The 25,877-nt window shown below is 58.8% G+C and carries 28 protein-coding genes and 1 pseudogene; 12 read left to right on the top strand and 17 right to left on the bottom strand.

The window, feature by feature from the left end; translation table 11 throughout:
* Nucleotides 1-20: 20 nt before the first annotated feature.
* Together E4Q08_RS13970 and E4Q08_RS13965 are read left to right on the top strand one after the other, a co-directional pair.
* Nucleotides 21-3,134 carry an SNF2-related protein gene (locus tag E4Q08_RS13970; protein ID WP_169070825.1) on the top strand — a complete coding sequence of 1,038 codons (3,114 nt, stop codon included), beginning with the start codon at nt 21-23 and terminating at the stop codon, nt 3,132-3,134.
* A gap of 22 nt (nt 3,135-3,156) precedes the next feature.
* The gene (locus E4Q08_RS13965) at nt 3,157-4,905 is read left to right on the top strand and encodes a hypothetical protein (protein ID WP_169070824.1); all 1,749 of its coding nucleotides are present in this window, start codon (nt 3,157-3,159) and stop codon (nt 4,903-4,905) included.
* 300 nt (nt 4,906-5,205) lie between these two features.
* Here E4Q08_RS13965 and E4Q08_RS13960 read toward each other — a convergent pair whose 3' ends face one another.
* Nucleotides 5,206-5,442 (bottom strand): DUF6127 family protein, encoded by a 237-nt coding sequence (locus E4Q08_RS13960; protein WP_169070798.1) that lies wholly within the window; start codon nt 5,440-5,442, stop codon nt 5,206-5,208.
* 103 nt (nt 5,443-5,545) lie between these two features.
* On the opposite strand from E4Q08_RS13960, the gene E4Q08_RS13955 reads away from it, so the two are divergent.
* Entirely contained in the window at nt 5,546-5,902 is a 357-nt protein-coding gene (locus tag E4Q08_RS13955; protein ID WP_169070823.1) for an Mth938-like domain-containing protein, read from the top strand.
* Nucleotides 5,903-6,119: 217 nt separating this feature from the next.
* Here the strand turns inward: E4Q08_RS13955 and E4Q08_RS13950 are convergent, their stop codons facing one another.
* The 11 genes from E4Q08_RS13950 to E4Q08_RS13900 all read right to left on the bottom strand — a co-directional run bounded on the left by E4Q08_RS13950 (nt 6,120) and on the right by E4Q08_RS13900 (nt 12,278).
* Complete coding sequence (locus E4Q08_RS13950; RefSeq protein WP_169070822.1) at nt 6,120-6,476, bottom strand: hypothetical protein; 357 nt, start codon at nt 6,474-6,476, stop codon at nt 6,120-6,122.
* Nucleotides 6,477-6,738: 262 nt separating this feature from the next.
* A complete protein-coding gene (locus E4Q08_RS13945) occupies nt 6,739-6,885 on the bottom strand; it encodes a hypothetical protein (RefSeq protein WP_169070821.1) in 147 nt (48 codons plus the stop codon).
* Between the two features lie 301 nt (nt 6,886-7,186).
* A complete protein-coding gene (locus tag E4Q08_RS13940; protein ID WP_169070820.1) occupies nt 7,187-7,534 on the bottom strand; it encodes a hypothetical protein in 348 nt (115 codons plus the stop codon).
* Between the two features lie 181 nt (nt 7,535-7,715).
* Nucleotides 7,716-8,231 (bottom strand): hypothetical protein, encoded by a 516-nt coding sequence (locus E4Q08_RS13935; protein ID WP_169070819.1) that lies wholly within the window; start codon nt 8,229-8,231, stop codon nt 7,716-7,718.
* Nucleotides 8,228-8,908, bottom strand: a complete 681-nt coding sequence (locus E4Q08_RS13930; protein ID WP_169070818.1) for an SOS response-associated peptidase — start codon at nt 8,906-8,908, stop codon at nt 8,228-8,230. The genes E4Q08_RS13935 and E4Q08_RS13930 overlap by 4 nt, the downstream gene beginning before the upstream one ends.
* Nucleotide 8,909: 1 nt before the next feature.
* The gene (locus E4Q08_RS13925) at nt 8,910-9,191 is read right to left on the bottom strand and encodes a DUF6794 domain-containing protein (protein WP_169070817.1); all 282 of its coding nucleotides are present in this window, start codon (nt 9,189-9,191) and stop codon (nt 8,910-8,912) included.
* Nucleotides 9,191-9,724 (bottom strand): thermonuclease family protein, encoded by a 534-nt coding sequence (locus tag E4Q08_RS13920; RefSeq protein WP_211203428.1) that lies wholly within the window; start codon nt 9,722-9,724, stop codon nt 9,191-9,193. The genes E4Q08_RS13925 and E4Q08_RS13920 overlap by 1 nt, the downstream gene beginning before the upstream one ends.
* 111 nt (nt 9,725-9,835) lie before the next feature.
* Complete coding sequence (locus E4Q08_RS13915; protein WP_372703708.1) at nt 9,836-10,291, bottom strand: hypothetical protein; 456 nt, start codon at nt 10,289-10,291, stop codon at nt 9,836-9,838.
* 387 nt (nt 10,292-10,678) lie between these two features.
* A complete protein-coding gene (locus tag E4Q08_RS13910; RefSeq protein WP_211203427.1) occupies nt 10,679-11,050 on the bottom strand; it encodes a hypothetical protein in 372 nt (123 codons plus the stop codon).
* A 335-nt stretch (nt 11,051-11,385) separates the two neighbouring features.
* A complete protein-coding gene (locus E4Q08_RS13905) occupies nt 11,386-11,700 on the bottom strand; it encodes a hypothetical protein (protein ID WP_169070815.1) in 315 nt (104 codons plus the stop codon).
* A gap of 143 nt (nt 11,701-11,843) precedes the next feature.
* Complete coding sequence (locus E4Q08_RS13900; RefSeq protein ID WP_248594917.1) at nt 11,844-12,278, bottom strand: YdhR family protein; 435 nt, start codon at nt 12,276-12,278, stop codon at nt 11,844-11,846.
* Nucleotides 12,279-12,727: 449 nt separating this feature from the next.
* Between E4Q08_RS13900 and E4Q08_RS13895 the strand changes: the two genes are divergently transcribed.
* A complete protein-coding gene (locus E4Q08_RS13895) occupies nt 12,728-13,999 on the top strand; it encodes an IS1096 element passenger TnpR family protein (protein WP_169070814.1) in 1,272 nt (423 codons plus the stop codon).
* 196 nt (nt 14,000-14,195) lie between these two features.
* On the opposite strand, the gene E4Q08_RS13890 is transcribed toward E4Q08_RS13895, so the two are convergent.
* Nucleotides 14,196-14,837: a DUF6441 family protein gene (locus tag E4Q08_RS13890; protein WP_372703696.1), complete on the bottom strand. Its 642-nt coding sequence runs from the start codon at nt 14,835-14,837 to the stop codon at nt 14,196-14,198.
* Between the two features lie 100 nt (nt 14,838-14,937).
* On the opposite strand from E4Q08_RS13890, the gene E4Q08_RS13885 reads away from it, so the two are divergent.
* Entirely contained in the window at nt 14,938-15,348 is a 411-nt protein-coding gene (locus tag E4Q08_RS13885) for a recombinase zinc ribbon domain-containing protein (protein WP_169070812.1), read from the top strand.
* Nucleotides 15,348-15,767, top strand: a complete 420-nt coding sequence (locus E4Q08_RS13880; RefSeq protein WP_169070811.1) for a ParB/RepB/Spo0J family partition protein — start codon at nt 15,348-15,350, stop codon at nt 15,765-15,767. The genes E4Q08_RS13885 and E4Q08_RS13880 overlap by 1 nt, the downstream gene beginning before the upstream one ends.
* Before the next feature lie 127 nt (nt 15,768-15,894).
* Here the strand turns inward: E4Q08_RS13880 and E4Q08_RS13875 are convergent, their stop codons facing one another.
* Together E4Q08_RS13875 and E4Q08_RS13870 are read right to left on the bottom strand one after the other, a co-directional pair.
* Complete coding sequence (locus E4Q08_RS13875; RefSeq protein WP_169070810.1) at nt 15,895-16,629, bottom strand: MAE_28990/MAE_18760 family HEPN-like nuclease; 735 nt, start codon at nt 16,627-16,629, stop codon at nt 15,895-15,897.
* Complete coding sequence (locus tag E4Q08_RS13870) at nt 16,626-17,747, bottom strand: DUF262 domain-containing protein (protein ID WP_169070809.1); 1,122 nt, start codon at nt 17,745-17,747, stop codon at nt 16,626-16,628. The genes E4Q08_RS13875 and E4Q08_RS13870 overlap by 4 nt, the downstream gene beginning before the upstream one ends.
* Before the next feature lie 472 nt (nt 17,748-18,219).
* Here E4Q08_RS13870 and E4Q08_RS13865 point away from each other — a divergent pair, with 472 nt between their 5' ends.
* From E4Q08_RS13865 to E4Q08_RS13840, 6 genes are all read left to right on the top strand, one after another.
* Nucleotides 18,220-19,041, top strand: coding sequence for an NYN domain-containing protein (locus E4Q08_RS13865; protein ID WP_169070808.1), 822 nt, complete (start codon nt 18,220-18,222; stop codon nt 19,039-19,041).
* Between the two features lie 132 nt (nt 19,042-19,173).
* Nucleotides 19,174-19,464 carry an integration host factor subunit beta gene (locus E4Q08_RS13860; RefSeq protein WP_169070807.1) on the top strand — a complete coding sequence of 97 codons (291 nt, stop codon included), beginning with the start codon at nt 19,174-19,176 and terminating at the stop codon, nt 19,462-19,464.
* 110 nt (nt 19,465-19,574) lie between these two features.
* Nucleotides 19,575-20,324: an MgtC/SapB family protein gene (locus tag E4Q08_RS13855; protein ID WP_169070806.1), complete on the top strand. Its 750-nt coding sequence runs from the start codon at nt 19,575-19,577 to the stop codon at nt 20,322-20,324.
* Nucleotides 20,325-20,340: 16 nt separating this feature from the next.
* Entirely contained in the window at nt 20,341-20,589 is a 249-nt protein-coding gene (locus E4Q08_RS13850; RefSeq protein WP_169070805.1) for a hypothetical protein, read from the top strand.
* Nucleotides 20,590-21,307: 718 nt separating this feature from the next.
* Nucleotides 21,308-21,499 (top strand): hypothetical protein, encoded by a 192-nt coding sequence (locus E4Q08_RS13845; RefSeq protein WP_169070804.1) that lies wholly within the window; start codon nt 21,308-21,310, stop codon nt 21,497-21,499.
* On the top strand, nt 21,492-23,564 hold the full coding sequence (locus E4Q08_RS13840; RefSeq protein ID WP_169070803.1) for a recombinase family protein: 2,073 nt from the start codon (nt 21,492-21,494) through the stop codon (nt 23,562-23,564). Before E4Q08_RS13845 ends, E4Q08_RS13840 begins: the two co-directional genes overlap by 8 nt.
* 24 nt (nt 23,565-23,588) lie before the next feature.
* On the opposite strand, the pseudogene E4Q08_RS13835 reads toward E4Q08_RS13840, so the two are convergent.
* Together E4Q08_RS13835 and E4Q08_RS13830 are read right to left on the bottom strand one after the other, a co-directional pair.
* A pseudogene (locus E4Q08_RS13835) lies at nt 23,589-24,634 on the bottom strand (IS3 family transposase); the annotation flags it as partial.
* A 615-nt stretch (nt 24,635-25,249) separates the two neighbouring features.
* Nucleotides 25,250-25,762: a hypothetical protein gene (locus E4Q08_RS13830; protein WP_169070801.1), complete on the bottom strand. Its 513-nt coding sequence runs from the start codon at nt 25,760-25,762 to the stop codon at nt 25,250-25,252.
* Nucleotides 25,763-25,877: the final 115 nt, after the last annotated feature.

Below are 25,877 nucleotides of genomic sequence, written 5' to 3'. Positions count from 1 at the left end.
CTTTCTGGGCGGGGCGGTCTGTGCAGCCCGGTGACAAGGTAAGACTGATAGCCAATCCCGGGCGGATCGGTATCCTGGGCAACGAAACGGATGGTCCGCCCCGTCGGCTCAGAATCTTGGTCCATTTTCTCGACGGCGACGAGCAGTTCGTGCTCGAGGGCCAACTGGAGAAGATCGACAAAGAAGCGACCGGGCCGTACGGGATGGTTAAGGCTGGACGTTATGGCCGGGTGGCCGACCTGCGGGGTGCCATTACCTACTATCGCCTCAGCGGCCGGCTGGCGAATCTGATCTACAGTCTCAACACTACCAACACCCAGTTCCTTCCCTACCAGTTCAAGCCGGTCCTCCAGTTCCTGGACTCGCCCTGCAACGGCATCCTAATTGCAGACGAAGTCGGCCTCGGCAAGACGATCGAGGCCGGCTTGATCTGGACCGAGTTGCGCGCACGCGTTGAAGCCAAGCGCCTCTTGGTGGTCTGCCCTGCCATGTTGCGGGAAAAGTGGCGTGATGAGTTGGCGAATCGTTTCGGGGTCCGGGCCGACATCGTGGATGCCAAGGAACTGCTGGAGCATCTGGAAACGGCGAGGGAACGCCCACAGCAACAGTTCGCGCTGATCGCCAGCATGCAGGGGCTCCGGCCGGCGCGCGATTGGGATGATGACCAGGAGCCGAGCCAAGCGAGCACCGCGAAGCTTGCCCGTTTTCTCGACGATGCAGAGGTTGAGGAGCCACTGCTAGACATGCTCATCGTCGACGAGGCACACTATCTGAGAAATGAGGAGACGGCAACACACAAGCTGGCGCAGTTGCTGCGTCCGGTGGTGCAGAGCATGGTGATGCTTTCCGCCACCCCCATCCAGTTGCGTAGCCGGGACCTCTTCAACCTGCTTCACCTGCTGGATGCCGACTCCTTTCCATACGAGTCGTCCTTCGATTTCGCTTTGCGTGCCAACGCGCCGATCCTGGCGCTCAGGGACAGCGTACTGGCAGGCAGCGTCACGCAGGTAGAATTTGTGGAGAACCTCCGACTGGCGTTGCGCCATCGCCTTTTCGATGACAACTCCCAGATCGAATACCTGATCGAGAACCCGCCGCCGGACGAGGTGATGGCGACACCACGGGGTCGTTCCGGAATCGCAGACCAGCTCGATCGGATTAATCCGCTTGCCAAGGTGGTGGCCCGTACCCTGAAGCGGGATGTCCAGGAAATGCGCGTCCAGCGCGAGCCGGTCACGATCCGCGTGGCGATGAATGAAGCTGAGAGGAGGTTTTACGACCGCGTCACCGAGGCAGTCCAGGACTATTGCGCGCAGAGCAACATTTCGGAAGGCTTCATGCTCACCATCCCGCAGAGGCAGATGTCGAGCAGCATCGCAGCGGCCTGTAGAGGATGGATGGATCGTGCGGCCGAACCCCAAGTAGAGCTGGAGAACGAGGCCTATGAGATCTTCGGGGATGATGACGAACGGTTAAGAAAGCCGACCCTTGGTCCGTTGCTCTCCACACTGAGAGGAATTGCCCGCCAAGCGGGCGACTACCCTGCACTGGAGCAAGGTGACAGTAAGTACGACTTGCTGGTCCAGAACCTCAAGCAGTACTGGGCCAACTATCCCGGCAAGAAGATAGTCCTCTTTTCCTACTACCGCAACACCCTGCACTACTTGGCAAGACGCCTCGAGCGGGATGGTATCCAGGCGGCCGTGCTGCACGGCGGGATGGACAAGCACGCTGTCCTCCGTAGTTTCGCCGCTGCGGAGGGACCGAACATCCTCATCTCCTCCGAGGTGGCTGCTGAAGGTGTCGACCTGCAGTTCTCAAGCCTCCTGATCAACTACGATCTGCCCTGGAATCCCGCTAGGATCGAACAGCGTATCGGCCGTATCGACCGGATCGGCCAGGAAGTCGAGAAGATACTGATCTGGAACCTGGTTTTCGAAAACACGATTGACGAACGCATCCATGATCGGCTGCTTGCCAGGCTCGATATCTTCAGACAAGCGCTAGGAAGCCTGGAGGTGATGCTTGGGGAGGAGATCCGCAAGCTGAGCTATGAGCTGCTTTCTCACAGGCTGACGCCGGAGCAGGAGTGTGCCCGCATCGACAGGGCCGGCGTAGCGATCGAAACCGTCAATCGGCAGCAAGCCCAATTGGAAGAAGAGGCAACCCAGCTGATTGCCCACGGGGACTTCATCCAGAACAAGGTACGCGCAGCAAAGGATCTGGGGCGGTACCTACGAGGGCAGGATCTTCTCGCCTACTCCCGAGATTTCTTGGAGCAAGAGTTCCCGGGCACCCGCCTGATTGAGTCCGATGAATCAGAGTTGATTTGCCACCTCGAGCCTTCAACTGAGATGCGGGTTGCCTTTTCCGATTTCCTTCAAGAGGAGCGCCTCCAGAGCGCGACGCGCATCCAGAGCCAGACGCCGCCGGGATTGCTGTTCGAGAACCGCCTAGGAAGCACTCGGCCTGGCCTGGAGAGGGTTGGCCAGGACCATCCCTTAGTGCGTTTCGTAGGAGACCAGTTGAAGCGAAGAGGGCGTGGCCCCCTGTACAGTCCGGTGGCGGCCGTCGATGTTCTGGCTGCCGTGGTCGGACGTGTCTCGCCAGGCGAATATGTTTATTCGGTTGCACGCTGGACGGTGTCTGGAGCGAGGGACATCGAGAGATTGGAGTACATGGCGACAAGAATGTCGGATGAACTCCACCTTGATGGCGATGACGCTGAGTTCCTGGTCAATTCTGCCGGCCTGGAAGGTAAGGATTGGCTCGAAGCGGTAGGCACGGTGGATCATGATCGGGCTGCGAGGTTGCTGGATGACATCCGTGCCGAACTCGATGAACATTTTCGCGATTTCAGGGATGCGCAGATTCGCGAGAACCGGGACCGGATCGGCTTTATGATCAACACGCTGCACCTCCATCTCGAAGCCCAGACGCGGAAATTCCAGGATCGAATCCAGCATTACCGCTTCTACGGAAACGAGAGGCAGAAGCGACTGATACCAGCCGAACAAGGACGATTGAAGAAGCTGACAGCGAAGATCGAGTCGCGGATGGCGGAATTACGCCTCAAGGAATCGGTCAAGGCCGACCAGAGCATGGTTTCTGGTGGCGTGATCCGGGTGAGGTGAGTACCCTGTAGGAGGGTTGGTGGTGGCTAACTTGATCGAAAAACGGATGAAGAAGGCGTTTGCCGAGACGGGTCTGGATATCTCCAGCTCTACGATGAAGAAGTCAGTAGGCTCCAAACCACATCCTAAGAACGAAGGGCCTTCGAGTCCGCAAGTGTCCAAGACGCAGAGCCAGCCATCTGCCGTAAGTCTTTCGGAGGTGTTCGAGCGCTGGCAGCGCTCGCATCCAAGACCGGAGAAGCCCAAGTCACGCCCCCTCGACTTGAGTTGTTACGGCACACCTCGGATCCCTCAGCGTGACAATGCCCATGAGCCGGGTTTTCGTCTCCAACTGAACCCCGGCGCCCGACTCCTCATCGGGGTAGAACAGACTGAAGCGCTGCCGATTCTCGCCGGGTTTTGTGCTAACGGGCGGTCAACGCAGTGTGGCGACGGCACAACAGACGCAAGGGAAATCGTCCTGGGGCTAGATTTCGGCACATCCAGCGTCAAAACCGTCATAGGAGACTCAGCCCTGGGAAAGGCGTTTGCCGTGCCCTTTCGGGAGGGTGATGGGGTCAAACGCTACTTGCTGCCTTCCCGTCTGTATGAAACAGGTGGATGTTATTCTTTCGATGGTGGAGGCACTGCGCACCGGGACCTCAAACTTGCGCTTATCGCTGCGCCCAGAAGTTCTCCGCAGCGAGAACGCGTTGTCGCCTTCCTCGCAATGGTGATCCGGCATGCGAGGGGATGGTTGTTCGCAACCCACCGGGACGTTTACCGGCGTTCGCGTCTGGTGTGGAAACTGGTGATTGGATTGCCCATCGCCTACCATCTCGACGACGAACTCTTCCATACCTTCACTGAGGTTGGCCAAGCCGCATGGCTGGCCGCCTGCGACCAAGGGGAGGTATCGGCTCTATCCGTAAAGAAGGCCCTGTCGAAAGCGGAGCACGCCAACCCGGATTCCGGTATCCATTCTGAAGACGAGGATGTCGAGGTTTCGATCGTGCCCGAGATCGCGGCGCAGATCTATGGATTTGTGAACTCCAGCCGCTTCGACAAGAACGCCCCTAACATATTCCTGCTCGGCGACGTCGGTGCCGGATCGGTTGACTCGGCTCTCTTCCACGTCAAGCCAGCCCGGGGCGGCAGATGGGATTTCGAATTCTTCACGTCGGTCGTCGAGCCTAACGGCGTGATGAACCTGCACCGGCACCGCGTGAACTGGTGGCAGGAGGCACTTGGAAAAATCGAGGGAGGGGAGGCACTATCAGCAGCGCTGGCCGACCTCAAGTTCCCGACTGATAGTGAGGCGCCTCTCCCAGACCATTTCACCGGATATTTCTCCGGCGTCGGTGTCGAGTTCTCGAAGGGAGCGGAGACGCCGGACGATTACTTCTTTATGAAGAAGCTAGTGCACCAGGTTCGGGGGCAGAGTTACTGGCGTGCATGGAAGGATGGCCTCCTAAGTCCCGACCAATTGGTCGACATCCCAGCGTTCTACTGTGGTGGTGGCATGCGCATGCGCTACTACAACCGCTTGAAGAATGAAATGAAGACCATACCCGGGGTAACGTGGCTGAAAGCCATCCCTCGCCCCATTCAACGCCCACGGAACTTGGAGGCTCCAACTTTGCGAGGCCAAGATTATGACAGGCTGACGGTCGCTTACGGCCTCAGCTTCCTTGAGGTAGGCGCGGTCACAAAATCCTTGCCGCCCCCGAAGCTGCCACCACAGCCCAAACCCTCTTGGCGGGACAACTATGTCGATAAGGATCATTGCTGAGTCATCGTTCCGGGGAAAGATGCCGGCCGCTTCCACCATCCACAAGAGCGCCGCGAGCATCGCCATCCAAGGACAGACAACGGTGCCAACGAGAGTACATGACCCTTCGTCAAATGGCGGACGGCGTCGATGTCGCGTTTGGGCCCGGCAGTCCCTGAAAAGTCATCCGAATCTAGCCTCGCTCATTGCGTGGGGCCATAGGCGCCGCATTCATCACAGCACCTCCTTCACCTCCTTCGCGACGTCATCAATGTTCATCACCAGCACCGCACTCGACACATCGCTTCCCCGGCGGATCGCTCACTGCCCACCCCCGAACACCTTCAACTTCACGAATGCCCCGGCGAGCAGCGCCAACACCAGCCCGGTGACCAACATCCTCACGATCGTCAGCCCGGCCGTCTTCTTCGCCTCGTTGAAGGCATCGAGCAGACTGCGCAGTTCGCTGATGTCGCGTGCCGCTTCCGGGCATCTCCCTCCAAGATCGGTGCGGAGTAGTCGACAACGGCGACACGGACTGGATTGTCGTTTTCGCAAGGCAAGGATCCTGTCCCAGGAATGCCGAAACTGGGCTACGCTACCGGTCAGGCAACTGAGATGGGTTTCTTGAGGTCTGTCATGAGGGAAAGGGAGTGTCGCCATGAAAATCGATAGTACCGACTTTGGCAGCATCACCATCGATGGCGCTACTTACCCGCACGACGTCGTCATCCGCCTCTCGGGCGAGGTGCTCAAGCGCAAAAAGAGACTCTCCAAGCAATACTATGGCACCTCGCATACGATTTCCGTGGACGAGGCGGAATTCGTCTACGAGAGGGGCTGCGACACTCTGGTTCTGGGTACCGGTCAGTACGGCAACGTTCACCTGTCGCCGGAGGCTGCCGAATTCTTCACCAATCATGACTGCCGCGTGGTTCTGCAGCCGACGCCGCAGGCGATCAAGGCCTATAACAAGGCCAAGGGCAGAGCCATCGGGTTGTTCCATGTCACCTGCTGAGCGTTGCCAGGTCACAGGCGCCAGCGGTGCAGCGGACGGGCAAAGCTTCCGTTTTTGCAGTCCAGTCTGGCGACGATCGGCAGGATGATTGCGGGCAAGGTGATGAAGGCGATGATTCACATCTCGCCGCCGCAGCGTGGGCAGGCGAGCGGAAAACCCTCATAGAGCCGCGCGATCAGCAGCGCCCAGGCACACCCGTTTCGCCTCACACCGGGCCTCAGGGCACCAAAGACTGTTTGATCAGGACGTGATCTCCCGCTTTGAGCAGGTTGCTCTCGCGCTCATCCGGCTTGAAGCCGAAGCTCGTTTCCGTGCCGAGACGACCCTGAAAGGGTTTCGCGTTGACCCAGATCACCCATTCAGATGCCGGTCCGTCCTCCCGAGGAGAACCGTCGATGACGAGCTTGAGGACGTGCCCGACCCGGTCGGATCCGAAACTGATTGTGGCTCCAGGGACAATTCCCTCGCTCGCCTGAATGGCTCCAAGGATCGTCAAGCCCTTTTTCCAGGGAATGCTCGAAAAATGCTTGTGAGCTCCGTTGCTGTAGTCGATGGTCAACGCCACTGTGCTCATGCCTGGCTCTCCTCGTCGGGACTCCGCCGCCGTTGGAACGTCCGCAACGGCATGCGGAAGGGATTGAAGAATAAGAACAAGAACAAGAAATTCGATGGCACTTGCGGAAGTGCCTCGTGCCTGGCAATCGCCGTCAAACTACAATTCCTGGCGAAGGACCTTAAAAGCTCCCGCTTAGGCTTTAGTATTTGGACCGACATCAACCAGAAAGGTTTCCGCGTAGGCCACGGTTGTGGCCCAGGGCACCCGTATCACGCCTCCCTCACAGCACATCCTTCACTTCCCTGGCCACCTCATCGATCCCGGCATCCCGTTTCTTCTCGATGAAGTTGAAGCCCGACCGCACAATCGCCCATCCCGACCGACCGCAGCCGAAGATCAAGCCGCCCAGTGCCACGAGGCCGGCCACCAAATCTACCTCCGCGACTGCTCCAGTTGCTACCGGTCGGAACGAAAGTTACCGGACGGAATTCGCACCCGTTGAAAGACAGCGCCTTGGCACGGCGCACGGGACAGGAACAGCTATCCACAGCTTGCCCACAGACGGCGTCAAACTTGCAAGCGAGGGAAAGATCGGCAGGCTGGGTTCCTGACCATGGGCAGGCTTCGGCCCGTTCCAGTTCCGGAAGCGGCTTCCCCCGGAACATCTAGGCTCACCAAGCTTATCGGCGCAACGCAAGCGGAAAACGACTTTCCAACTGGGAAAGGAATCAATGGAGCCTACCGAGTGTAGTTGGACTATGCCCACCTTCTGCGGCCATGAGCATCGCTACCACAGGGTCCAACAGGGCCTCTGCAATCCACGAGTCAAGCCCGATCATATCGTTCTCCACTCTATCGAGCCCTTCCGAGTTTGCCAGTTCGTTGTAAGCGTCGCACTTGTAATCCACATCGAATGCGGGCAGGAGGCTCTTTATGCGATTGAGGATCATAGACGCAAGGTTGCCGTCCAGCGCGCCGCTGTTCGGATTCCACGATGCCCGTGCTCGGCTTACAAGCTCCGAATCAGTGGATTCAAGCCTCAGACACAATTGCGAAACAAGCTCATAGAGTTTCATGTGACGTACCCCCTATGCCCTCGCCGTGATGGCAGTAACGACACTCACAGTGTCCCTTGCAGATAGGCCGCCACAAGGATGGCTGTAAGAGTCGCCCCTGCAACCGCGAACCATATCAGACGTGATGCGCACTTCTCGCCTGACGTTTGTAGATCGGTCTGTTCCATCTGTTCGCTCTTTGCTATCGGTAGTCGTCGCCCTGAATCTGCTCAACCGCGGCGTTATGGATGAGGCTGATGATGCCCTCAGCAAGTTCCTCGCACTTCTCTTTGGGCAGGTCCAATTTCTCGGTCAGCCGATTCATAGCCCCGAAGTGACGGGCCAATACCCGCTCCATCTGTTCAATGTCTATAGATGCCACTCCCGGCACCACCTCAATGGTGTCGCACAGGCAACTTTCCAGCATTTTGATTGACTCGTCAGCCTGGGACAGAAAGAAGAACCAGTAGGGCCACTCCTGGTCGAGACGCTTGAGGTACGCTCGCACCGCCGGAATCTCGAATAGCTCTCGCGGATCGTCGTTGTAACCATCGATCACCAGACTAATCCGGCCGCAATACTCGATCGCGGAACGTCGGTCAGCAATCAACCTGTGCAGGAGCTGCAGCGGCTCGTCGATATCGCAGGTTTCTACCTGTCTGCGAGAGAACATCAGGATGAGCGGTTCGGAGACTCCAGGTCGTAGACGCTGGTTCATGCAGGTTCCACAAACTTTGGAGAATCACTGCGGGACGAATTGACCGCGCGACATACTGAGTACGCGATCATGTCGCCAGCGTCGGCTGGGCGAAGCAATTCCTGCAAGCCGTTAACACCCGCATTACCCGGCTCCAGCCACGCCCCGTAATCCCTGGCCTGCAGGATCACGGGCATCCGGTCGTGAATCGGCATCATCAGCGCGTTGGCGTCCGTCGTGATGATGCAGCAAGTGTGAACCTCTTCGCCCTCCGGCGACACCCAGCGCTCGGTAAGCCCGGCAAACCCGAACAGATCGCCTTCATCTTGTGGGCGAATGAAGTACGGCTGCTTGATGGTGCGACTGCCGTCCTGCACCGGCTTCCACTCGTAGAAACCGTTCGCCGGCACGATGCATCGCCAGCACCGAAACGCGGCGCGAAAAGCCGGTTTCTCGGCGACCGTCTCCCCGCGCGCGTTGATGAGCTTCGCGCCGATCGTGACATCCTTGGCCCACGACGGGATTAGTCCCCAGCGATGAGGCCTCGCCACCCTCCCGCCGTCCGGCCCCGACTGGACAACCAACACGTTCGTCGTCGGTGGGATGTTGTGGCGCGGCGCGAAGTCGAACCCGTCATCGAGATCGAACTGCTCTCGAGTGCGGGAGGTCGGACCGTAGAGGGCGTATCGACCGCACATCTCAGTGCACCTTCGGCACCATTTCCCGCAGTCGCTCCCACAACGCCTCGATGATCACCATCGAAGCATCATCGGCGTTTGGCGCGCCTGTGGATTCGAGCAGCGATCGGTTGCCAGACCACAGCCCCAGACTGTTCCGAATCCAGGCACCAAGGCCCAAGTGCAAACCGGTGAGCTCAGACTCCGCCATGGCGCTGATCGCAGCCTTGTCCTCATCCGAGAGGGTGGCGATCACTACGCCGACCGCCTCATCGATCGTCGCCGGCCACTTCTTGTGCTCCATCACCGTTCGCCCTTCCGCCAGTCCCACGGTCGGACCGGGTCAGCGTCGGCCCACAACCCGGCACGCTTCGCCCGCGCCTCCTGTTCGGCGGATTTATACCGGCCAGCGTCCTCGGCCGATTGCTCTTTGGCGTACTTCTGGTACCACCAGGCGAGGCCGACCGTGATCTGCGCCAGGCCAGCATCCAGCGTCTTCGGGCAGTAGCTCGTCCGACAGTTCGGGTCCGCGACCATGACCTTGCCAACGATGCGTTGGTAGCGATCGTGTTTCTGCCACTGCACGTCGACATCTTTCCCGAAGACCATCGCCGACATGAATTCCTTCGATCGCTGCCCGAAGGGTTGCGCTTTCTCGGGGGCATCGATGGCACCCAGGCGGATCTTGTGCTGCTCGCGGTTGGCGTCGAGCACGGTGATCGTATCGCCGTCGGCGACGCCCACGACGGTACCGGAGAGGGTTTCGGGATGGGCCGAGAGGCTGACGACCAGCATCAGGAAGAACCGCAGATATCGGACGTGAATTCGTCCTCTCATTCTACTCATGGAGAGGTAGTTACCATTCTTGTCGCTGTCGGGCTCTGCGTAGCGAGGTTAGACGCACCGCAGGTTCGACAAATCCTGGCCATAGGACTTTGCACCAGTTGCTTATTTGGGGCGACAGGGCTTGCCCTCATATTGATGCCGTTGCAACACATATTCGTGGCCGTTCCAGCGCTGAATCGGAAAGCAGAAGCCTGGTCCGCCGATCTCAATGTCTGGCCAGCCGCCAGCCCCCTTGGTGGTCAGGACGGTGAGGATGCCCGTGCCCTTGGTGATGAGCTTCCAACTGTCATTAGCCTGTTTGCTGACGAGGCTATAGCCGGAGCCGGTATTTCCGTAGCAATAGGTGCCACCTTCGGTGATGACTGCCTCTGGGTAGCCATCACCATTGATGTCCCGCACCTCCTCGATAGCGCCCGGCGTGTAGGTGGGCGTTGGGTCGTCGCAAGCCCGCCACTTCTTGCCCTTGAGTTTGAAGCCGGCGGCCTTGAACGCAGCGGCCTCGTCAGCGGGTGAAAGCTTCTCTGGCGAGCCGAACACGAACGCACAGAACAGTATCATCGGTGCGCTTACAACCAGGATTTTCAGTTTCATGGGATACCTTCCTTTCTGCAGCGGAGGGTTACTTACTGAATGTGGTCTCCCCTCGTGAAACATCACTCAACAGATGCGCTCGACCTAACGAATAGCGTTTGTCTACCGCCCAGAAATCACCCGATTCAACCGCCGGCGTGTCGGCGGCAAGAAGCATCATTGCACTGAAGGAGGGAGATGGGACGGCCATGGGGATTGTAAGCGAGGTCTGTCCGCCATCAAACCTCTGGACAGCATGTCTCGGCTTCACCGTTGGCCGCTGGAAGTGGAAGAGCCCGCGCAGCTACACTTGTTACCATCGCAGACGCCTGTCCCGCCAACCCGATCAGACCCACAAAATCTCCCGCACCCCCATCACAGCACCTTCTTGGTTTCCTTGGCGACCTCATCGATCCCGGCATCCCGATTCTTCTCGATGAAGTTGAAGACCCAGCGCACGATCGGCCAACTTGGCAGGCCGCAGCCGAAGATCAAGCCGCCCAGCGCCACGAGGCCGGTGACCGAATCCACCCACTCCTGCAGTCGGGAATACTGGACAGCAGTCGCCCCGCCGCCGATCCCGGTGACCACGGTACTGATCACTCCGACCGCCCACTCGCGCGTCGAGCGCGGCGGCGTCATCAGGATCACGACGATGGCCGAGAGTAGTGCCCCACCCGCCGCTACGCCTCCGGCGGCCTTGAACGCGGCGGATCCGGCGACTCCACTACTGGTCGGTTCTGGCATGGTGAATCGCAAACAGCAAGAAACCGTGCGGGTGGGGAGCGGGATGAACGCCAAAAAACGCCCTGGGGGGCTTCGATAGTGCAGGACTGACGAACCGTTTCAGAACGGGGTGAGGATCAGGGGGAGACGTGCCAACAGCGCTCAGGGTATTGCTGTAGGCGGAATGTGTGTGAAGCAAGCGGCAAATCAACCTGTTGAGGCGCAGCCCCTCCGAGCATAGCCACCATTTACAGGTTCTCAAATGTTGAGGGTTACGCGCATCGCCACCAGTGCCTGGCACGCTACCGTGAAAGGTCGAAGATGGAGAGCTTTCCGGCGTACGGCTTCCCCGCCTGCTAGCCACGCCTCGGCCGAATTGGCAGCTTACCAAATGCCGTTGTTACAACCGCTGACGGCTTGCCCGGGGTCACATTGAAATCCAGGTCAACCACGTCGTTCGGGCATAGCAGGATAAGTCCGTAACGCGCTCCGATATCGTGTAATTCCTTCCTGTCAGAAGCTGAACGAATGTCGTATCCGATCTGTACGCCGTTCTGAAGTCCCTTCGCGAGCGTCCAACCAGCCGGATCTCCAAAAGCAGGCAGATCCAGATCCGTAATCTCTTTCGTGAATTGCTGCAGAAGCGACTGATAATCTGGCTTCCCGCTCAAGTGGGTCCTCCTTGGTTAAGGTTGAAGGTAACACGCCGAGCGGCGACAAGACCGGCGGTGAGGCGAGAAGCCGCGTATCTCGGTGGTCCAGTTCTTCTCGATGAAGCTGAAGACCCAGCGCATGATCGCCCAACCGGACCGCTTCACTCCGCGTCTGTCACGATGCGGCCGGCAGTGTTATCCACCATGACCGGGGAAAGCAGGTAGACAATCTCGGGTGCTACCCCGTACTGGCGAGTGACGACTTGTTTCCACTCCGCAGTGTAGAAGGCCTCGGCACGCGCCTTTGACTCCCATACGTAAATTCCGCCCGCCCGCATTCCGTCTTCACTCAGCCAGTAATTCTTCCTCAGCAAGCCCGGGAGGCTGAGGTACTTCTGTGCGCCTCGGTCAGCCGCTCGCCTCACGTCCCCGAGGGTCGCGCGTCGCGGCAGGTTGTAAGTCACGACTGCCACGATCATCTTCATCCCCTGATCGGGATCCTCGGCCGCCAATAGCGGCACCGGAACCGTCAGGAGAACTGGCACAGCAACCAAGATAGACACCGCCACCGATTTCGATAGCATCGTGAGGCTCATGACACGCTCCTTCGTTCCGTGCTGCGGATAGAGGACAAGAAATCCCATAGCGCAGTCAGGAGTGTATGTTCGCTCACCAACCACAGTCAATCGATCAAGCGCACCTCTAGGTCGTCCAAGACTGCAGTCAACCCTGCGTCGCTCACTGCCCCCCCTTCAAACACCTTCAACTTTACAAACGTCCCAGCGAGTAGCGCCAACACCAGCCCATTTGACCACCATCCGGACGATCGTCAACCCTGCTCAACCACCCAGTTGCACTCGCCCCTGACTGCACCTCAGTGCAAGTGATGACACCGCCTCGGGAGAACGTTCGACTGGGCACCATTATGAATCTTCCCGGTGCCGATTGACCCCAGTTACCCTGGCCGGTGATACTGAAGCTCCCAAGAATTGCTATTTTCTTGGGTGATCGCCTGGCTGCGAGCCCCGCACCTGAAAGAACCGACATGACCACTCTGTCCCTCACCGACGCCGACCGGGCGGCATTCGCTGCCGCTTCCAACTCAGAGGCACCCCCCGGTACCATCGTGCACGACTTCGATGCCCTTCTGGACTACCTCGGCACGGACGGCATTCCTGTTTCGCCAAAGACCAGCGAGTTCGCCATCGCCCGCCTGCCTGAACTCAACGCCTTGCGGACGCACCCCGTCCCGATCGGTCTCAGCCGCGGCAGGCAGGTGTCGTATCCCCATGTGGATGGCTTGCACCTGCTATTGCGCTTCAGTCGGCTGGGGAAGGTGGATCGTTCCACCACCACGCCACGAATGGTCCTCAATCCGGAAATGGTCGCCAAGTGGCAACTGCTCAATCCGACAGAACGTTACTTCAGCCTGCTCGAACGCTGGTGGAGTTTCGCCGACTACGAGCAGGAGCGTTTCCGCCTCGCCAGCAGAATGGCAGAGTACCGGCTGGAGCTAGTGAAGCGCCGCCGGCCCGGCAGCCGTGCAAGAAAGACAGACGACAAGTGGCAAGTGGCCATTTTCGGATTGCTCGGCATGAAGCAGATCGCCCTGATGCAATTGTTCGGCCTGCTCGACATCCTTTCGGACCCCGCCGTTTCCGGCAACGGCTGGCAGATCAAGCGAATGGTCGCGACCCCGTGGGGACTATCCGCCTGCGCGACCTACCTACAGGCATTCCGCTACACTTCTACCGGCTTGCTGGAACGTCTGTTCAACCCTGCAGGCGAGGATTCGGCCGTAGCGGAAGACCCAAGCGCAGACGACATGGATCGCCCTCCTTTCTTTACCTGGGCAGACGCAGTAATCCCGTTCTTTCCTGCCTGGCAGAATTCCATCGGAGAACCCGACGCCGTCGAGCCGTTCCGCGGGAGTGTGACGTTCAAGGTTTCGCTCGGCGCGGGGGTCTGGCGCCGCATCGTCATGCCGGCCGAAAGGGATTTCGACGATCTCGCCCGATTCATCCTCGATGCCTTCCAATTCGATGACGAACACCTGTATCAGTTTCTCTACCAGGACGAATACGCGACCCAGCGGACGTTCGACGACCCGCGCTGCAGTGATGTCGATGAATATTACGCGGACGAAGTGACCTTGGGAGAAGCCGGGCTGTTTCCGCGACAGCTTGTCGAATTCCGCTATGACTTCGGCGACGACTGGCGCTTCGACGTTCTGGTGGAAAAGCTCGACGCCTCCGACACGCGAGCGAAACCCGCTCTTCTCGCCAAAGAGGGAAAGGCACCCCGACAGTACCAGTGAGTGCCGGCCCCACGTTGGCACCTCCATCTCACAGGGGATGCCGGTTACCCGATCTGTTGCACCCCGACTGGCCTCCCACAAATCCCGCAAAACCGTCGGGTAGCGGCGCGTTGTCCAGGCTCCGTTGCGAGAAATGGAAGCGATGGTCGCAAAGGAACCCGAATACGAATCTTCTATATGATCCGGTTTGAAGGAATCAGAGGAAGCGTTGAATGGCCCGTTCGAGGGCGGCAATGCGTTGCCTGACCACACCCTCGACATTGAGGCGTTTGCGCAAGGTGACTTGCCGTACCAGGATGGCAATCGGAATGTCAGCCCCCCGTTTGAGCCGCTTGATACCTTCAGCCTTTCGGTAGCGACGCTTGAAACCTGCCAGCGGCCGGTCGTATTCCTTGAGGTTCTCTGCCATCAGAATGACCTTGCCGCCCTTCTTGATGAAGTAGGCGTTCCCGCCACGCATCAATTCATCGACGAAAGCCTTGAAGCGTTTCTTGCCCAACCGACCATGCAGGGGAATCAACATCTTTCCGCCGATTGTGACGCCAGTCTCATGGACGCCCGACCACGGAATCCGCGAACCGATCCACATTCGAGGCAATCGGGTCGGGTCCTGATCGAGCACCTTCACCCGGAAGGCGTGCAGGAACGAATGACGGACCACTTTGAGTTCGCTCCCGACATGACGCCGGACCGCTTCCCGCATCGGCTGGACCTCCTGCCGCATGGCTTTTCCGACGGCCCGATGCAGGTGCCCAAACAAGTCGCCACCCTTCTGCAACGCACCCAGGAGACCAGTGCCTCCCGAGATGCGCAGGTTATGGGAGCAGGTGCAAGCCATGTTGGGTCGAGGCGAACCAGAACAACGGGCTCGGCAGAATCGGCCATCGCGAGCCCCTGCCCTGCTGAAGGGACTGATCTTCGCCGATGAGGGATGGGCCATGACGCCGGGAGCTACCCACAAGGGCGACAAAGTCTATCGTTACTATGTGAATACGGCGTCGATGAAGATCGGCAAGGAGGCTTGCTCGGTGTCTCGTGTGCCCGCGGGGGAAATTGAAGCCGCCGTGATTTCGCAGGTCAGGAAAGTGCTGCAGGCGCCCGAGGTGATGTCGCAGGCCATCCGCGAAGTCGTGGCGCTCGATCCCGCAGCAGACGCGCAGGAGGTCATCACGACGCTGCAGTCGATCGAGCCGGTGTGGGATGAACTGTTCCCGGCCGAGCAGGCCAGGATCGTTCAGTTGCTCGTGGAACGGGTGACGGTGAGCCCCACGGGCCTGCGCATTGACCTCAAGGCGGCGGGGATGAGGGAACTGATCCAGTCGGTGATGCCAGGCAGGAAGGCGGCGTGATGGATAGCGATGTCATTTCCGTGAATCTGCCAATGACCTTCAAGCTGCGGGGCGGGCGCAAGGTGATCGTATTGCCGGATGGGACGCAGGGCAGCCCGGCGCCGATGGCGACCATCGACAACACGATGATCAAGGCCATCGCCCGTGCTTTTCGGTGGCAGAAGCTGCTGGAAAACGGAACCTACGGATGCTTGGAAGACATTGCCAAGGCTGAGAAGATCGGGGCGTCATTTGTGAGTCGCATCATCAGGTTGGCGCTACTGGCACCGGACATCGTGGAGGCGATTCTGGCGGGGAAGCAACCTGCGGACCTGACCTTGAAGGACTTGATGCTACCGTTTCCGGTGGAGTGGTCGGGGCAGAGGGAGAGGTTTGGGGTCGGTGGTGGGGGGCTGTCGCCGGTTTCGATCCCCGCATAAAGAACTGTTTGACGCTCGACGCTCGCAATTCCACCGGGTACATCATACAAGAGCAAGAGCGATTCATTGCCGAATAAGGACTACCCGTACGACCATCTCCTACCTCGGATATTCCCTTGACATGCAATTACTGTGGATGGTGCTGCTCTGGCCCTTCTGGCTCAATACGACAGGCTTGCACGGTCGCTTCGGTCCTTGCCTCCGCGTCGGCGGCTTGCCTTTCTACGAAAGAACTATTCTGGATGCAACCCTCGATTTTCTGCTGGAAGGTTTCGAGCAGCATGCGAACTTCTTGGTCAGCTTCGTTGTATTCGTCAACATCGATTACCCTTTTCTCGCCGTGCGCGATGGGGTTCCGGCGCCCGAGCAGCTTCTCGTCAATCAGGTTCTGCTTCGACTCAAAGTCGGCAAAGGGGATGTCGATAATGCGAAGGATCTTTCTGAGCACCTTAGAGTTTAGGTTTGACTCTGCGTCGATCATGTCATCCGAAAGCTTCTTGTCCGGCCTATTCTTCCAGTCTTGCATCACGTCTAAGAAGCCCACCGGCGCTTTCGAGTGAGGATAATCCCCTTTGCGCTGAACGCAGCGCCACATAAGCAGTGTCTGGTAGTGCTCGTTCAGCGGAGCGTTAAACCGATCGATCCTTTCGTTAATATGGGTGATGTAGGTCTCTGAGGCGAACTTCACAAATCCTTCCCAATGCGCATACAGGATGAGAATTCCGGCGCGCATCATAATCGTGCGCGTCTCACCATCAGCACCCGCCACTCGTTGCTTTAACGACGAAATCTCCTTCTTCCGCCATGCGCTGTCGGACTGGATAGCGTCCAGACACTGTTCTGCCGTCACATATTTGGTCATCGCTGAAAATGGGTTCGGGCGAACGGGATAACGTTCAGGATGCGGTCCGTGCCGCGCACGCCGGATCCCTGCTTATTCTTGAACTCAGGCTTCTCCCACATACTTTCGACGCGCAGCATAAACTCGTTATACTGAGTCGGATCGTCTGGATTCCACGCGTCAATATTGTGCCCAAGACCGATAGCAATGGCCTCGAAAGCGGAGACCTGCGCCATGCCCATAAATCGGCCCTTCGCTGCGTCGTATCTGCGGAAGGCGTTCGCTCCCAGGGCCGCGTTGATGAGCTTAAAGGTACGGTCGAACACATTGCGCTCCTGCGCGAGATCCATATTGCTCGTGGCGATCTCTACGAGCGACTCGGAGAGGAAGTTGCCCACGTCAAACATCTGACTCCGGACTGCTTGCATGTCGGCCGTACGAAGGGTAATAAAGCGTGCTACGAGCTCCATGTCGTAACGTTCCTCCTTCGCGCGGTCTGTGATAGCGATGCATTCCTCGAAGTCGGGGTTTTCGGCAAATTTTTCGAAAGCATTGAAGAACTCGACGTTCGCCATGATCAGGAGGCAGTTCCGAACCTCTTGTTCCGACAGTCTGCTGCCGCCCGTATTGATCCTCTCAAACAAGTCATACTTAGCGGCACTGTCGCTCTCGCGCATGATGATGTTAATGTCGATTTTGGCGCGCTTGATGTCGATGCGCTGCCGAAGCGTTAGGCTATCTGGATCTTGCTCATCGTCGAGGTTCTGCCAGACTTTGTTCTCGAGGGAGGGTAGGTACTTCGCCTTCGTCAGTTTGGACGGCGGGACCTTCTGTTTGTCAAGACCTTCCAACATGCCCGCGAACTCGAAGACAGTGGACAGCCTCTGGAGTCCGTCGATGAGGTCCCAAACACCATCCGCGCCCTGAGAAACGAATATCGAGGGGATGGGGATGCCGAGTAGGATTGATTCGATAAAGCGCGTTTTCTGCTCAGGCTTCCAGCGGAACATTCGTTGGAAGTTGGGGTTGATATTCAGCTCTTTCGAACTGTAGAGATTCATGATCTCGCCGATCGACATGGCGTATGAATCAGTCTTTATGGCGCGTCGCCGGGTTTCGATCTCATCAGACAATGGCATGGCACAAGCTTTCGCAGGTGAGGAGAAAGAGCATGCTAGGCCAAAACCCTAAGGCAGTGTTGATCAATTCCCCAACTCTTTGCGAATGTGGCGGGGATCTGTTGTTCTGCCACTTACGCACGCCCACCAGCTTGCCCACCCAAGGCGAGGACACATCCGGCGAGCGGACATCGTGGAAGCCATATTGGCGGGCAGACAGCCGGCGGACCTGACCTTGAAGGATCTGATGCTGCCGTTTCCGGTGGAGTGGGCGGGGCAGAGGGTCCAATTCGGGGTGGGTGGTGGGGAATGACATGTCTCCGAAGCCACCTCAAAAAAGGTGCGGCGCCCTACAGTCGTCGCTTACCGCTTACAATCGCGATCGGACACCGCCACCCCCATGGCGGTCAGCCCAACAATGTCTGTGGCGAGACAGCAGCAGTTGGACTCGCTCGTTCCCGGCGGCCGATAAACACCATTTGTTAGACGCGCTATGACCACATCGCCCGCATCATCAAGCCCGAGCGTCGGAGATGAACCGACCAAGCGACTCGCAGTCCTGATTGACGCCGATAACGCGCAGGCCGCAGTGATAGAAGCCTTGCTCGAAGAGGTTGCCCGATTTGGTGAGGCGACAGTGCGTCGAATCTACGGCGACTTCACCTCTCCGGCCAGCGCTTCCTGGAAGAAATTCCTGAACAAGCATTCGATCAAGCCGTTGCAACAGTTCGCGTATACAACTGGCAAGAATGCAACCGACAGCGCGATGATCATCGACGCGATGGATCTGCTGTACACGCGTAGGTTTGACGGATTCTGCCTGGTGACCAGCGACAGTGACTTCACTGGACTTGCAGTCCGTCTCCGCGAAGAGGGCCTTCAGGTTTTTGGGTTTGGGGAGCAAAAAACACCCGAACCGTTCCGTAACGCCTGCCACAAGTTCATCTTCACCGAGGTCCTTCGCACACCAGATGTTGCAACCATATCCGGAAAGCCAGCGGCCGGCGGTGCAATCGTGGCAGAGGCATCCCATAAGTCTGAGGTTGCGCCATCGTCCATCTCACGACCACCGTTTCCCGAGAAGTTTCTGATGGAGGCTCTCGACAAATCCGTCGACGATGCTGGCTGGGCAAATCTTGGAACCTTCGGAAGTTACCTTCAGAAGATTCAGCCAGATTTTGATTCACGCATCTACGGCTACAAGAAGCTCTCTGACCTAGTACGCGACAGGCCAGACCTCTTCGCAACGGAGGAACGACCGACACCCAGTAGCAACTACAAAGTCCTCTATGTTCGAGCGAACACGGGTGTTTAGTCAGATGGCCGACGCACCTCCGCCATCTGCGTTCAGTCCGCCCAACGACACAGCGCCTACAGCGCCTACAGCGAACGGTTTCACGAGCGCGCGCCTCGTTCGACCACTCAACTGAGCGGGTAAGAGGTCGACATGACCCGTTCTGAACTCGTCGCTCGCCTCGCCGCACACTCACACTTCGCGCATCTAACCGCCAAAGATGCTGAACTCTCGGTCAAGGCCATCCTGGAACGGATGAGCGAAGCTCTGATCCGCGGAGGTCGCATCGAAATTCGCGGTTTCGGGAGCTTCGCGCTGAACTACAGGCCACCCCGGAACGGGCGCAACCCAATGACAGGTGAGGCAGTGCCGGTGCGAGCGAAAAGGGTGCCGCACTTCACGCCGGGGAAGGAACTTCGAGAGAGGGTGGCGCCCGGAAAATGACCTACAAGATTGGTCGGAATGATCGCTGTCCATGCGGCATCCACCCGATTGCTTCGCCAAGCTGACGCTGGCTGTCTCCCAGTCTTGAGACCCTTTCGAGGTAAAGTGCAATGAACACGCTCTCGTTTGAATCGCTCGCGGCCTATTGGTCGGTCAATGAAGTCTCCACCAACGTCGTCGTGTTCCTGAACATTTTTGGAGCGCTGCTGCTGGGGTTGGTCGTCGGGTACGAGCGATCCTTTCACGGACGCGCCGCCGGCATGCGGACCTACGGACTCGTTTGCATGGCATCCGCAGCACTGGTTGTCGTCACTGGGTATCCAAGCTACTGGTACGGAGGTCACTCGGCCGCAATTGCCATAGCCGATCCTACGCGGGTCATACAAGGCATAGTGGCCGGTATCGGTTTCCTTGGAGCCGGGGTGATCGTGAAGGATGGTCTCACCATCAGTGGCCTCACCACGGCCGCATCCATCTGGGCATCATCAACAATTGGCGTGCTGGTCGGCGTCGGGTTTTACGCTGCGGCGATACTGCTCACTGCTCTATCGGCGATCAGCATGATGTGGGGTTCCCGGCTGGCAGACTGGTTACCTTCGCATCCGGCGGTGGCCGCTACAATGCGCTTCACGAAAGACGCCGTCCCAAACCTCGACCTGTTGCGGGGTAAAGCCAAGGAGTGGGGTTACGAGATTGTCGAGGGAAGCCTGTCGATTGCTCTTTCTGGTGGGCACCCCGAATGGCGTTTCGTCGCGGTCACTGTCGATCGAGCGGTCGCGATATCCATCGCGGAACTGGCCAATGAGCTAGCGAATTTCGACGGGGTAGAGGATTTCAAACTCTCCTATTCCCGTAGTTGAGAAAGCGATCCAGCACTTGAATCGCCAGCAGATTTCTCCATCGACCCCGGAGATCAACCGTCTCAGAGCCGCGGCAGCCCTGATCCCCATCATTGAGTCTGGCTTGTTGGAGTCAAAGCTCTCCGTCGAACGGGCTGCGCTCATGGCTTCGTTCTGCGGATGGGCGGTAGCGAACGTGCCTGACGACCCCGAGGTAGTGAAACTGGCGCAGACCGTGACGAACGGCCTGAAACGCGTCAAGATCGCGCTGTCGCCTGTCGCATGAAAGATCTCGGCCATTGGTTTCGACAACGCCCAGAAGAGGTGGCCCCGTTTGTTTGGACAGAAAACGTTCTTTGATAAGTGGAACCTTGCCAGTTGTGGTCGACTGACCGGTGATGCGGTTGGTTTTGACCTTCCGGGATTTTATACAAAACGAATAGAGCTCGGTGGAGCTTGTGGGCGAAGGGACGCGCGGTGGGAAAGTCGCCAGACTTTTCCACGGCAAGCGGCCCGGTGCGCGACAGCGCATCGTCCACAAATCCACGGAGTCCCTTCCTCATGTCTTACGCCGCTGCTCCGGTTGCGGACGTGGGCGTCGCGAAGTAGGCGGCGTCCGGCGTCTTGCCATCCCGGGAGCGATGGGGTCGTCGCTCGTTGTACAAGTCATCAATCGAACACCCATAGTACCGAGTCGCGAGAAGTTCTCTATCCCTGGCACCCCTGGTTTGGTCGCGTCGTCTGGATTTATCGGGCGCGGGTGAGCCGCGGGTGGATGGTCGCGCATTGCGGATTGGAGCCACAGCACGAATGTCGCGGGCTCGAAGTGCCGCTCTGGATGTTTGACAGGGCCGTGTGCTGCCAGCTGCGCCTGGCGCCGAGACCCGTCGTGGAGATCGGAGCCTTGCACGGGTTGGCGGTACTGCTGGCTGCACACTCGCAGCCGGATGGTAGTCCTATGCTACAAGCCCAGCACGATTCCTTGTTACCCGAAGGAGGTGCTGATGAGAATCCTGTCGAGCCCGTGCCGGGCAACCCAGCTGTCGTTGTTTCAGTCGAGGCCAACAACGCCGCAATGGGAACAACTGCCGTGGGAGGTGCGCCAGCAAACGATTCGTTTGCTGGCGCGAATGCTGAGCGAACAGTCCGAACGGGAGTTGGCTTCCCGATCGACGCAGGAGGCCGGCGATGAGTGAGAAGCTCAAGGCGCAGCATTTTTCGCGCAAAGCCATTCTGTACATTCGTCAGTCCTCGGCCTACCAGGTTAGCCACAACCAGGAGAGCCAGAAGCTGCAATATGCGATGCGGGAACGCTTGATGCAACTGGGCTGGCGTGAGATCGAAGTCATCGATGAAGATCTCGGCCGCTCGGCAGCCGGTCTGGTGACGCGCAGCGGATTCGAGCGCATGGTGGCCGAGGTGTGTCTGGGCAAGGTCGGCGCGGTGGCGGCGCGCGAAGTATCGCGCTTTGCCAGAAACAGCCGGGAGTGGCAACAATTGGTCGAGGTCTGTCGTGTTGTGGACACCGTCCTGATCGACCAGGAGATGGTCTACGCGCCGCGGCAGGGGAATGATCGCTTGCTGCTCGGGCTCAAGGGCAGCCTCAACGAGTACGAACTCGATCTGCTGCGGCAGCGTTCGGTCGAAGCCCGCCGCGAGAAGGCGCGTCGGGGTGAGCTGTTGATCGCCAGCCCGGTGGGTTATCGGAAGGGCGAACGACGGCTGGAAAAGGATCCCGACCGGCGTGTCCAGGAAGCGGTGCGCTTGGTGTTCCAGAAGCTCGGCGAACTGGGAAGTGTTCGACAGACCTTGTTGTGGTTCCTGGAGCATGGTCTGGAACTCCCAGTGATCAACGCCCGCGAGGAAGTGCACTGGAAGCGACCATCCTACGGCATGCTCTACAGCATGCTCACCAACCCGGCGTACGCCGGAGCCTACGCCTATGGCAAAACCGAACAGCTGACCCAGTACGATGGCGGCGAGGCCCGTCAGCGGGTGCGCCGCAAACCGCGGGAACAATGGCTTTCTTTCATTCCGGGCGCACACGACGGCTACGTTGTCTGGGAGGAATTCGAGCGCCTTCAGGCGACCATTTCCGAGAATAGGATGCGCCGAGAGCAAATCGGCGCCGCCCAACGGGGTCCAGCGCTGCTCGCCGGGTTGTTGCGCTGTCGCCGCTGTGGTCATAAGCTGGTGGTGCACTACACCGGTCGCTGTCACGATGTCCTTCGGTACCACTGCCGTCGAGGGTGGCTCGATAATGGCGAGCCGCGCTGCATTGGATTTGCCGGTTTGGTCGTCGATCAAGCGATTACGAGGGAGGTCCTGCGGATCGTGGAACCAGTAGCAATCGAGGCGGCGGTCATCGCCCACGAAGAGCAGGCACGTAGGGTCGATGAAGTCTTGTCGGCGCTTCAACGCGACCTGGAGGCGGCGCAGTACAGTGCCCGGAGGGCGCAGAAGCAATACGACGCCGCCGACCCTGAGAATCGACTGGTCACCGACGAGCTTGAACGACGCTGGAATCAGTCCTTGCAACGGGTGCACGAGATCGAATCTCAGATCCGGCAACATCGGGATCGGCAAGGCCTCGCAACCCTGCCCACGCGCGAGGAGTTCGCTGATCTGGCTGCCGATCTGGAGTCGCTATGGCATGATCCAGGGACCGATGAACGGCTCAAGAAGCGCGTCATTCGGACACTGATTCGCGAGGTGGTCGTCGACGTAGATGCGCAAGCCAGTGAAGTCGTCTTGGTCATTCACTGGAGAGGCGGCGTCCATACCGAGTTGCGATTGCCGCGACGTCGGCGCGGCCAGAGCAGCACGCAGACCCCTACCGAGGTCCTGGAAGCCGTGCGCGTGCTCGCGCACATCTGTCCGGATCGGCTGATTGCCGGCGTACTCAATCGCAACAGGCTACTGACCGGACGCGGCAACCGGTGGACGCAGGAACGGATCACGGCGCTGCGCAGCTATCACCACATTCCCTGCTATCGGGCCGACCAGCGCGACGGTGGACCCTGGATGAACCTGACCGAAGCGGCCGAGCACATGGGAGTCAGCGCGCGCACGCTCCGTTTGGCCGTGGCGCGTGGAGAAATCGAGGCCCAGCATCCGCTGGCCGATGGGCCATGGGTGTTCAACCGCGATACACTTCGGACAGCCGCAGCTGCCGCACTGGTCGAGCGCGTGAGGAGCAGGACTCGGCAATCCGCAGTACCAAACACGGAGCAGATAACCTTCGATTTCTCAAGCACATAGCGAGGTGGGGCACCATGAAACGTCGTTGTAGAAGCGTAGATACGTGGCCAGGTTTGCTTTCGCATCGGCGACGCTGTCATAGGCCTTGAGATAGACCTCCTCGTACTTGACACTCTTCCACAGGCGTTCGACAAAGACGTTGTCCCGCCAGGACCCCTTGCCGTCCATGCTGATCCGGATGTGGTGTAGCTTGAGCAACCCCGTGAACTCGCCGCTGGTGAATTGACAACCCTGATCGGTGTTGAAGATCTCTGGGCGACCGTAGCGGTGGATGGCTTCCCGCACCGCGTCCAGACAGAAGTCGGTCGTCAAGGTGTTGGAGAGCCGCCAGGCAAGGACCCGCCGCGAGAACCAGTCGATCACGGCAAACAGGTAGAGAAAGCCCCGGCGCATCGGGATGTAGGTGATGTCCGCCGCCCACGCCTGATTGGGCCGCTCGACGGCGAGGCCGCGCAGGAGATACGGATGGATTTCATCCCCCCGCTGCCGACGAGAGGTGTTGGGCTTCCGATAAAGCGCTTCGATCCCCATGCGCGCCATCAGGGTGCCGATGTGCTTGCGCCCGGCCTCGAAGCCCTCGGGGCGCAGAAGATCGCGCAACATGCGTGTGCCGGCAAACGGGTGCTCGAGATGTAACTCGTCTATCCGCCGCATCAGGGTCAGGTCCGCCGGCGAGACCTCGCGTGACGTGTAGTACGCGCTCGAACGGGCCAGCCCCAGCACGGTGCACTGATGCGATACGGGGAGCTTGTGGTTGCGGTCAATCATCGTCTTGCGCTCAGCAGGCCCGCCTTGCTGAGCGCATGTTCTAAAAAATCGTTTTCCAGCGCTAACTGACCGATCTTGGCGTGCAGTTTCGTTAGGTCCGGATCACTGCTTGCGGGGCTGCTGGCGTCACCAAAAACCTGGACCGCACGCTCCGTCAGTTGCCGCTTCCAGTCCGTGATCTGATTCGGGTGAATGTCATACTGCTGCGCCAGCTCCGCTAGCGTCTTGTCGCTCTTCAGCGCCGCCAGTGCCACTTGCGCCTTGAATGCCGGTGTGTGGTTCCGCCTCGTCCTTCTTGCCATGCTCTTGCTCCTGGTGTGGCTGCCTACGCAGCCGTTCGTGGGGGCAAGGCTACCACTTATCCTCCTGTCCGAATTTCCGGGGCCCGCTCTAGATTCGGCTTGGAGCGATCAACCATAAGTGGGCATTGGACTGGGGAGGTTATCTGCGCGCCTGACCGGCAGCTACACAGCGGAAGGGGCCAGTGAGTGCAGGATCACGTCGCCATGGCATCGTTCGCGGCCTTCTGGTCGGCGGCTAGTTGCTTTACCGAGTGCGATTCACCGATACCGTCAACGTAATAGATCTTCCCGCCCACCACGACGGGCCTAGTGGGGTAGGGCAATACATTCACCCGCGTACCCGCTGTGCAACATTGCATCGCGGCCCATCGACCGCAACAGCTTAGTTATCGCGCGGCCGTTCAACGGCTACTCCCATTGCCTCGACCTGCGACACAAATGCCGGAAACACCGTGAGCACCGTGAGGGTTGAGCGGAGGGAATGGCGTGTTGCGGGTTTAGTCCTGATGATGTCAGAGTGGCGCCGCGATCAAGATCATGGCCATGTAGAAATGTAGAAAGAGACCGCCGCCCGAGTGACGTTCCAGGGTTGTGTCTGTCAAGTTGTGCGGCTGATCACGACTTGAGGTTGGGGTGCTCAGACGGCTGCTCCTCCGATGGCACGTTGCCAGACTGACCCGACGCCGCCCTTGATATCGCTTCATGCGTTCCTTCGTGTGCCAGAAGCGTCTGGACCTTCTCTATCAGGGCATCGCGACTGCGCAGCGTCGACAGAGCGCCCTTTGTAACCCCGAAGCGTAAGGCCGCCAAATGCTCTAGGAATGTGCGTGATATCTTCTCGTCGACGAGGAATTTCTTGATCTGCTCAGGACGAAGCTGAGTGATTTCTTCATCAGTCAGAACGGGGTCCGGAACGCCTTTAGGCTTTCGTCTAGTGAGATTCTTGCCGAGAATTTTTGCGACTTCCGAAGACGATCTAGACCGCAGATAAGACAGAATCTTTCGATAGTCTTGAGTTGTTGCCTCTCCAAATCCAAGTGATTCGAGATATCGAAGATTTTTGTCAAGCAGCTCGATAACTTCGGCGAAACCCTCAAGTTGCTCATTCGAGTCTCGATCATTATTCACGGCAACAACCTCTTAGCAATTGCCTCACAAGTTGACTTCATCATGGGAATGACCTTCTTGATGTTCTGAGTCTCATAAGCCGTCNATGGGGCGACGAGATGATCAAACCTTTGCA

Source organism: Candidatus Accumulibacter contiguus, from assembly GCF_012940005.1.
In the GTDB taxonomy this organism is placed as follows: domain Bacteria; phylum Pseudomonadota; class Gammaproteobacteria; order Burkholderiales; family Rhodocyclaceae; genus Accumulibacter; species Accumulibacter contiguus.
Note: the sequence above shows the minus strand (reverse complement) of the source record. Positions and strands in the feature narration are given on the sequence as shown.

Excerpts from the sequence above, each read along its gene's own strand:
- E4Q08_RS13875 (WP_169070810.1), bottom strand. The coding sequence starts at position 16,629 with ATGACCAAATATGTGACGGCAGAACAGTGTCTGGACGCTATCCAGTCC.
- E4Q08_RS13860 (WP_169070807.1), top strand. The coding sequence starts at position 19,174 with ATGACCCGTTCTGAACTCGTCGCTCGCCTCGCCGCACACTCACACTTC.
- E4Q08_RS13845 (WP_169070804.1), top strand. The coding sequence starts at position 21,308 with ATGAGAATCCTGTCGAGCCCGTGCCGGGCAACCCAGCTGTCGTTGTTT.
- E4Q08_RS13920 (WP_211203428.1), bottom strand. The coding sequence starts at position 9,724 with ATGAGAGGACGAATTCACGTCCGATATCTGCGGTTCTTCCTGATGCTG.
- E4Q08_RS13890 (WP_372703696.1), bottom strand. The coding sequence starts at position 14,837 with ATGGCTTGCACCTGCTCCCATAACCTGCGCATCTCGGGAGGCACTGGT.
- E4Q08_RS13940 (WP_169070820.1), bottom strand. The coding sequence starts at position 7,534 with ATGAAACTCTATGAGCTTGTTTCGCAATTGTGTCTGAGGCTTGAATCC.
- E4Q08_RS13925 (WP_169070817.1), bottom strand. The coding sequence starts at position 9,191 with ATGGAGCACAAGAAGTGGCCGGCGACGATCGATGAGGCGGTCGGCGTA.
- E4Q08_RS13910 (WP_211203427.1), bottom strand. The coding sequence starts at position 11,050 with ATGCCAGAACCGACCAGTAGTGGAGTCGCCGGATCCGCCGCGTTCAAG.
- E4Q08_RS13880 (WP_169070811.1), top strand. The coding sequence starts at position 15,348 with ATGGATAGCGATGTCATTTCCGTGAATCTGCCAATGACCTTCAAGCTG.
- E4Q08_RS13885 (WP_169070812.1), top strand. The coding sequence starts at position 14,938 with ATGACGCCGGGAGCTACCCACAAGGGCGACAAAGTCTATCGTTACTAT.
- E4Q08_RS13915 (WP_372703708.1), bottom strand. The coding sequence starts at position 10,291 with ATGATACTGTTCTGTGCGTTCGTGTTCGGCTCGCCAGAGAAGCTTTCA.
- E4Q08_RS13900 (WP_248594917.1), bottom strand. The coding sequence starts at position 12,278 with ATGAGCCTCACGATGCTATCGAAATCGGTGGCGGTGTCTATCTTGGTT.
- E4Q08_RS13930 (WP_169070818.1), bottom strand. The coding sequence starts at position 8,908 with ATGTGCGGTCGATACGCCCTCTACGGTCCGACCTCCCGCACTCGAGAG.
- E4Q08_RS13855 (WP_169070806.1), top strand. The coding sequence starts at position 19,575 with ATGAACACGCTCTCGTTTGAATCGCTCGCGGCCTATTGGTCGGTCAAT.
- E4Q08_RS13870 (WP_169070809.1), bottom strand. The coding sequence starts at position 17,747 with ATGCCATTGTCTGATGAGATCGAAACCCGGCGACGCGCCATAAAGACT.
- E4Q08_RS13840 (WP_169070803.1), top strand. The coding sequence starts at position 21,492 with ATGAGTGAGAAGCTCAAGGCGCAGCATTTTTCGCGCAAAGCCATTCTG.
- E4Q08_RS13865 (WP_169070808.1), top strand. The coding sequence starts at position 18,220 with ATGACCACATCGCCCGCATCATCAAGCCCGAGCGTCGGAGATGAACCG.
- E4Q08_RS13950 (WP_169070822.1), bottom strand. The coding sequence starts at position 6,476 with ATGAGCACAGTGGCGTTGACCATCGACTACAGCAACGGAGCTCACAAG.
- E4Q08_RS13895 (WP_169070814.1), top strand. The coding sequence starts at position 12,728 with ATGACCACTCTGTCCCTCACCGACGCCGACCGGGCGGCATTCGCTGCC.
- E4Q08_RS13935 (WP_169070819.1), bottom strand. The coding sequence starts at position 8,231 with ATGAACCAGCGTCTACGACCTGGAGTCTCCGAACCGCTCATCCTGATG.
- E4Q08_RS13955 (WP_169070823.1), top strand. The coding sequence starts at position 5,546 with ATGAAAATCGATAGTACCGACTTTGGCAGCATCACCATCGATGGCGCT.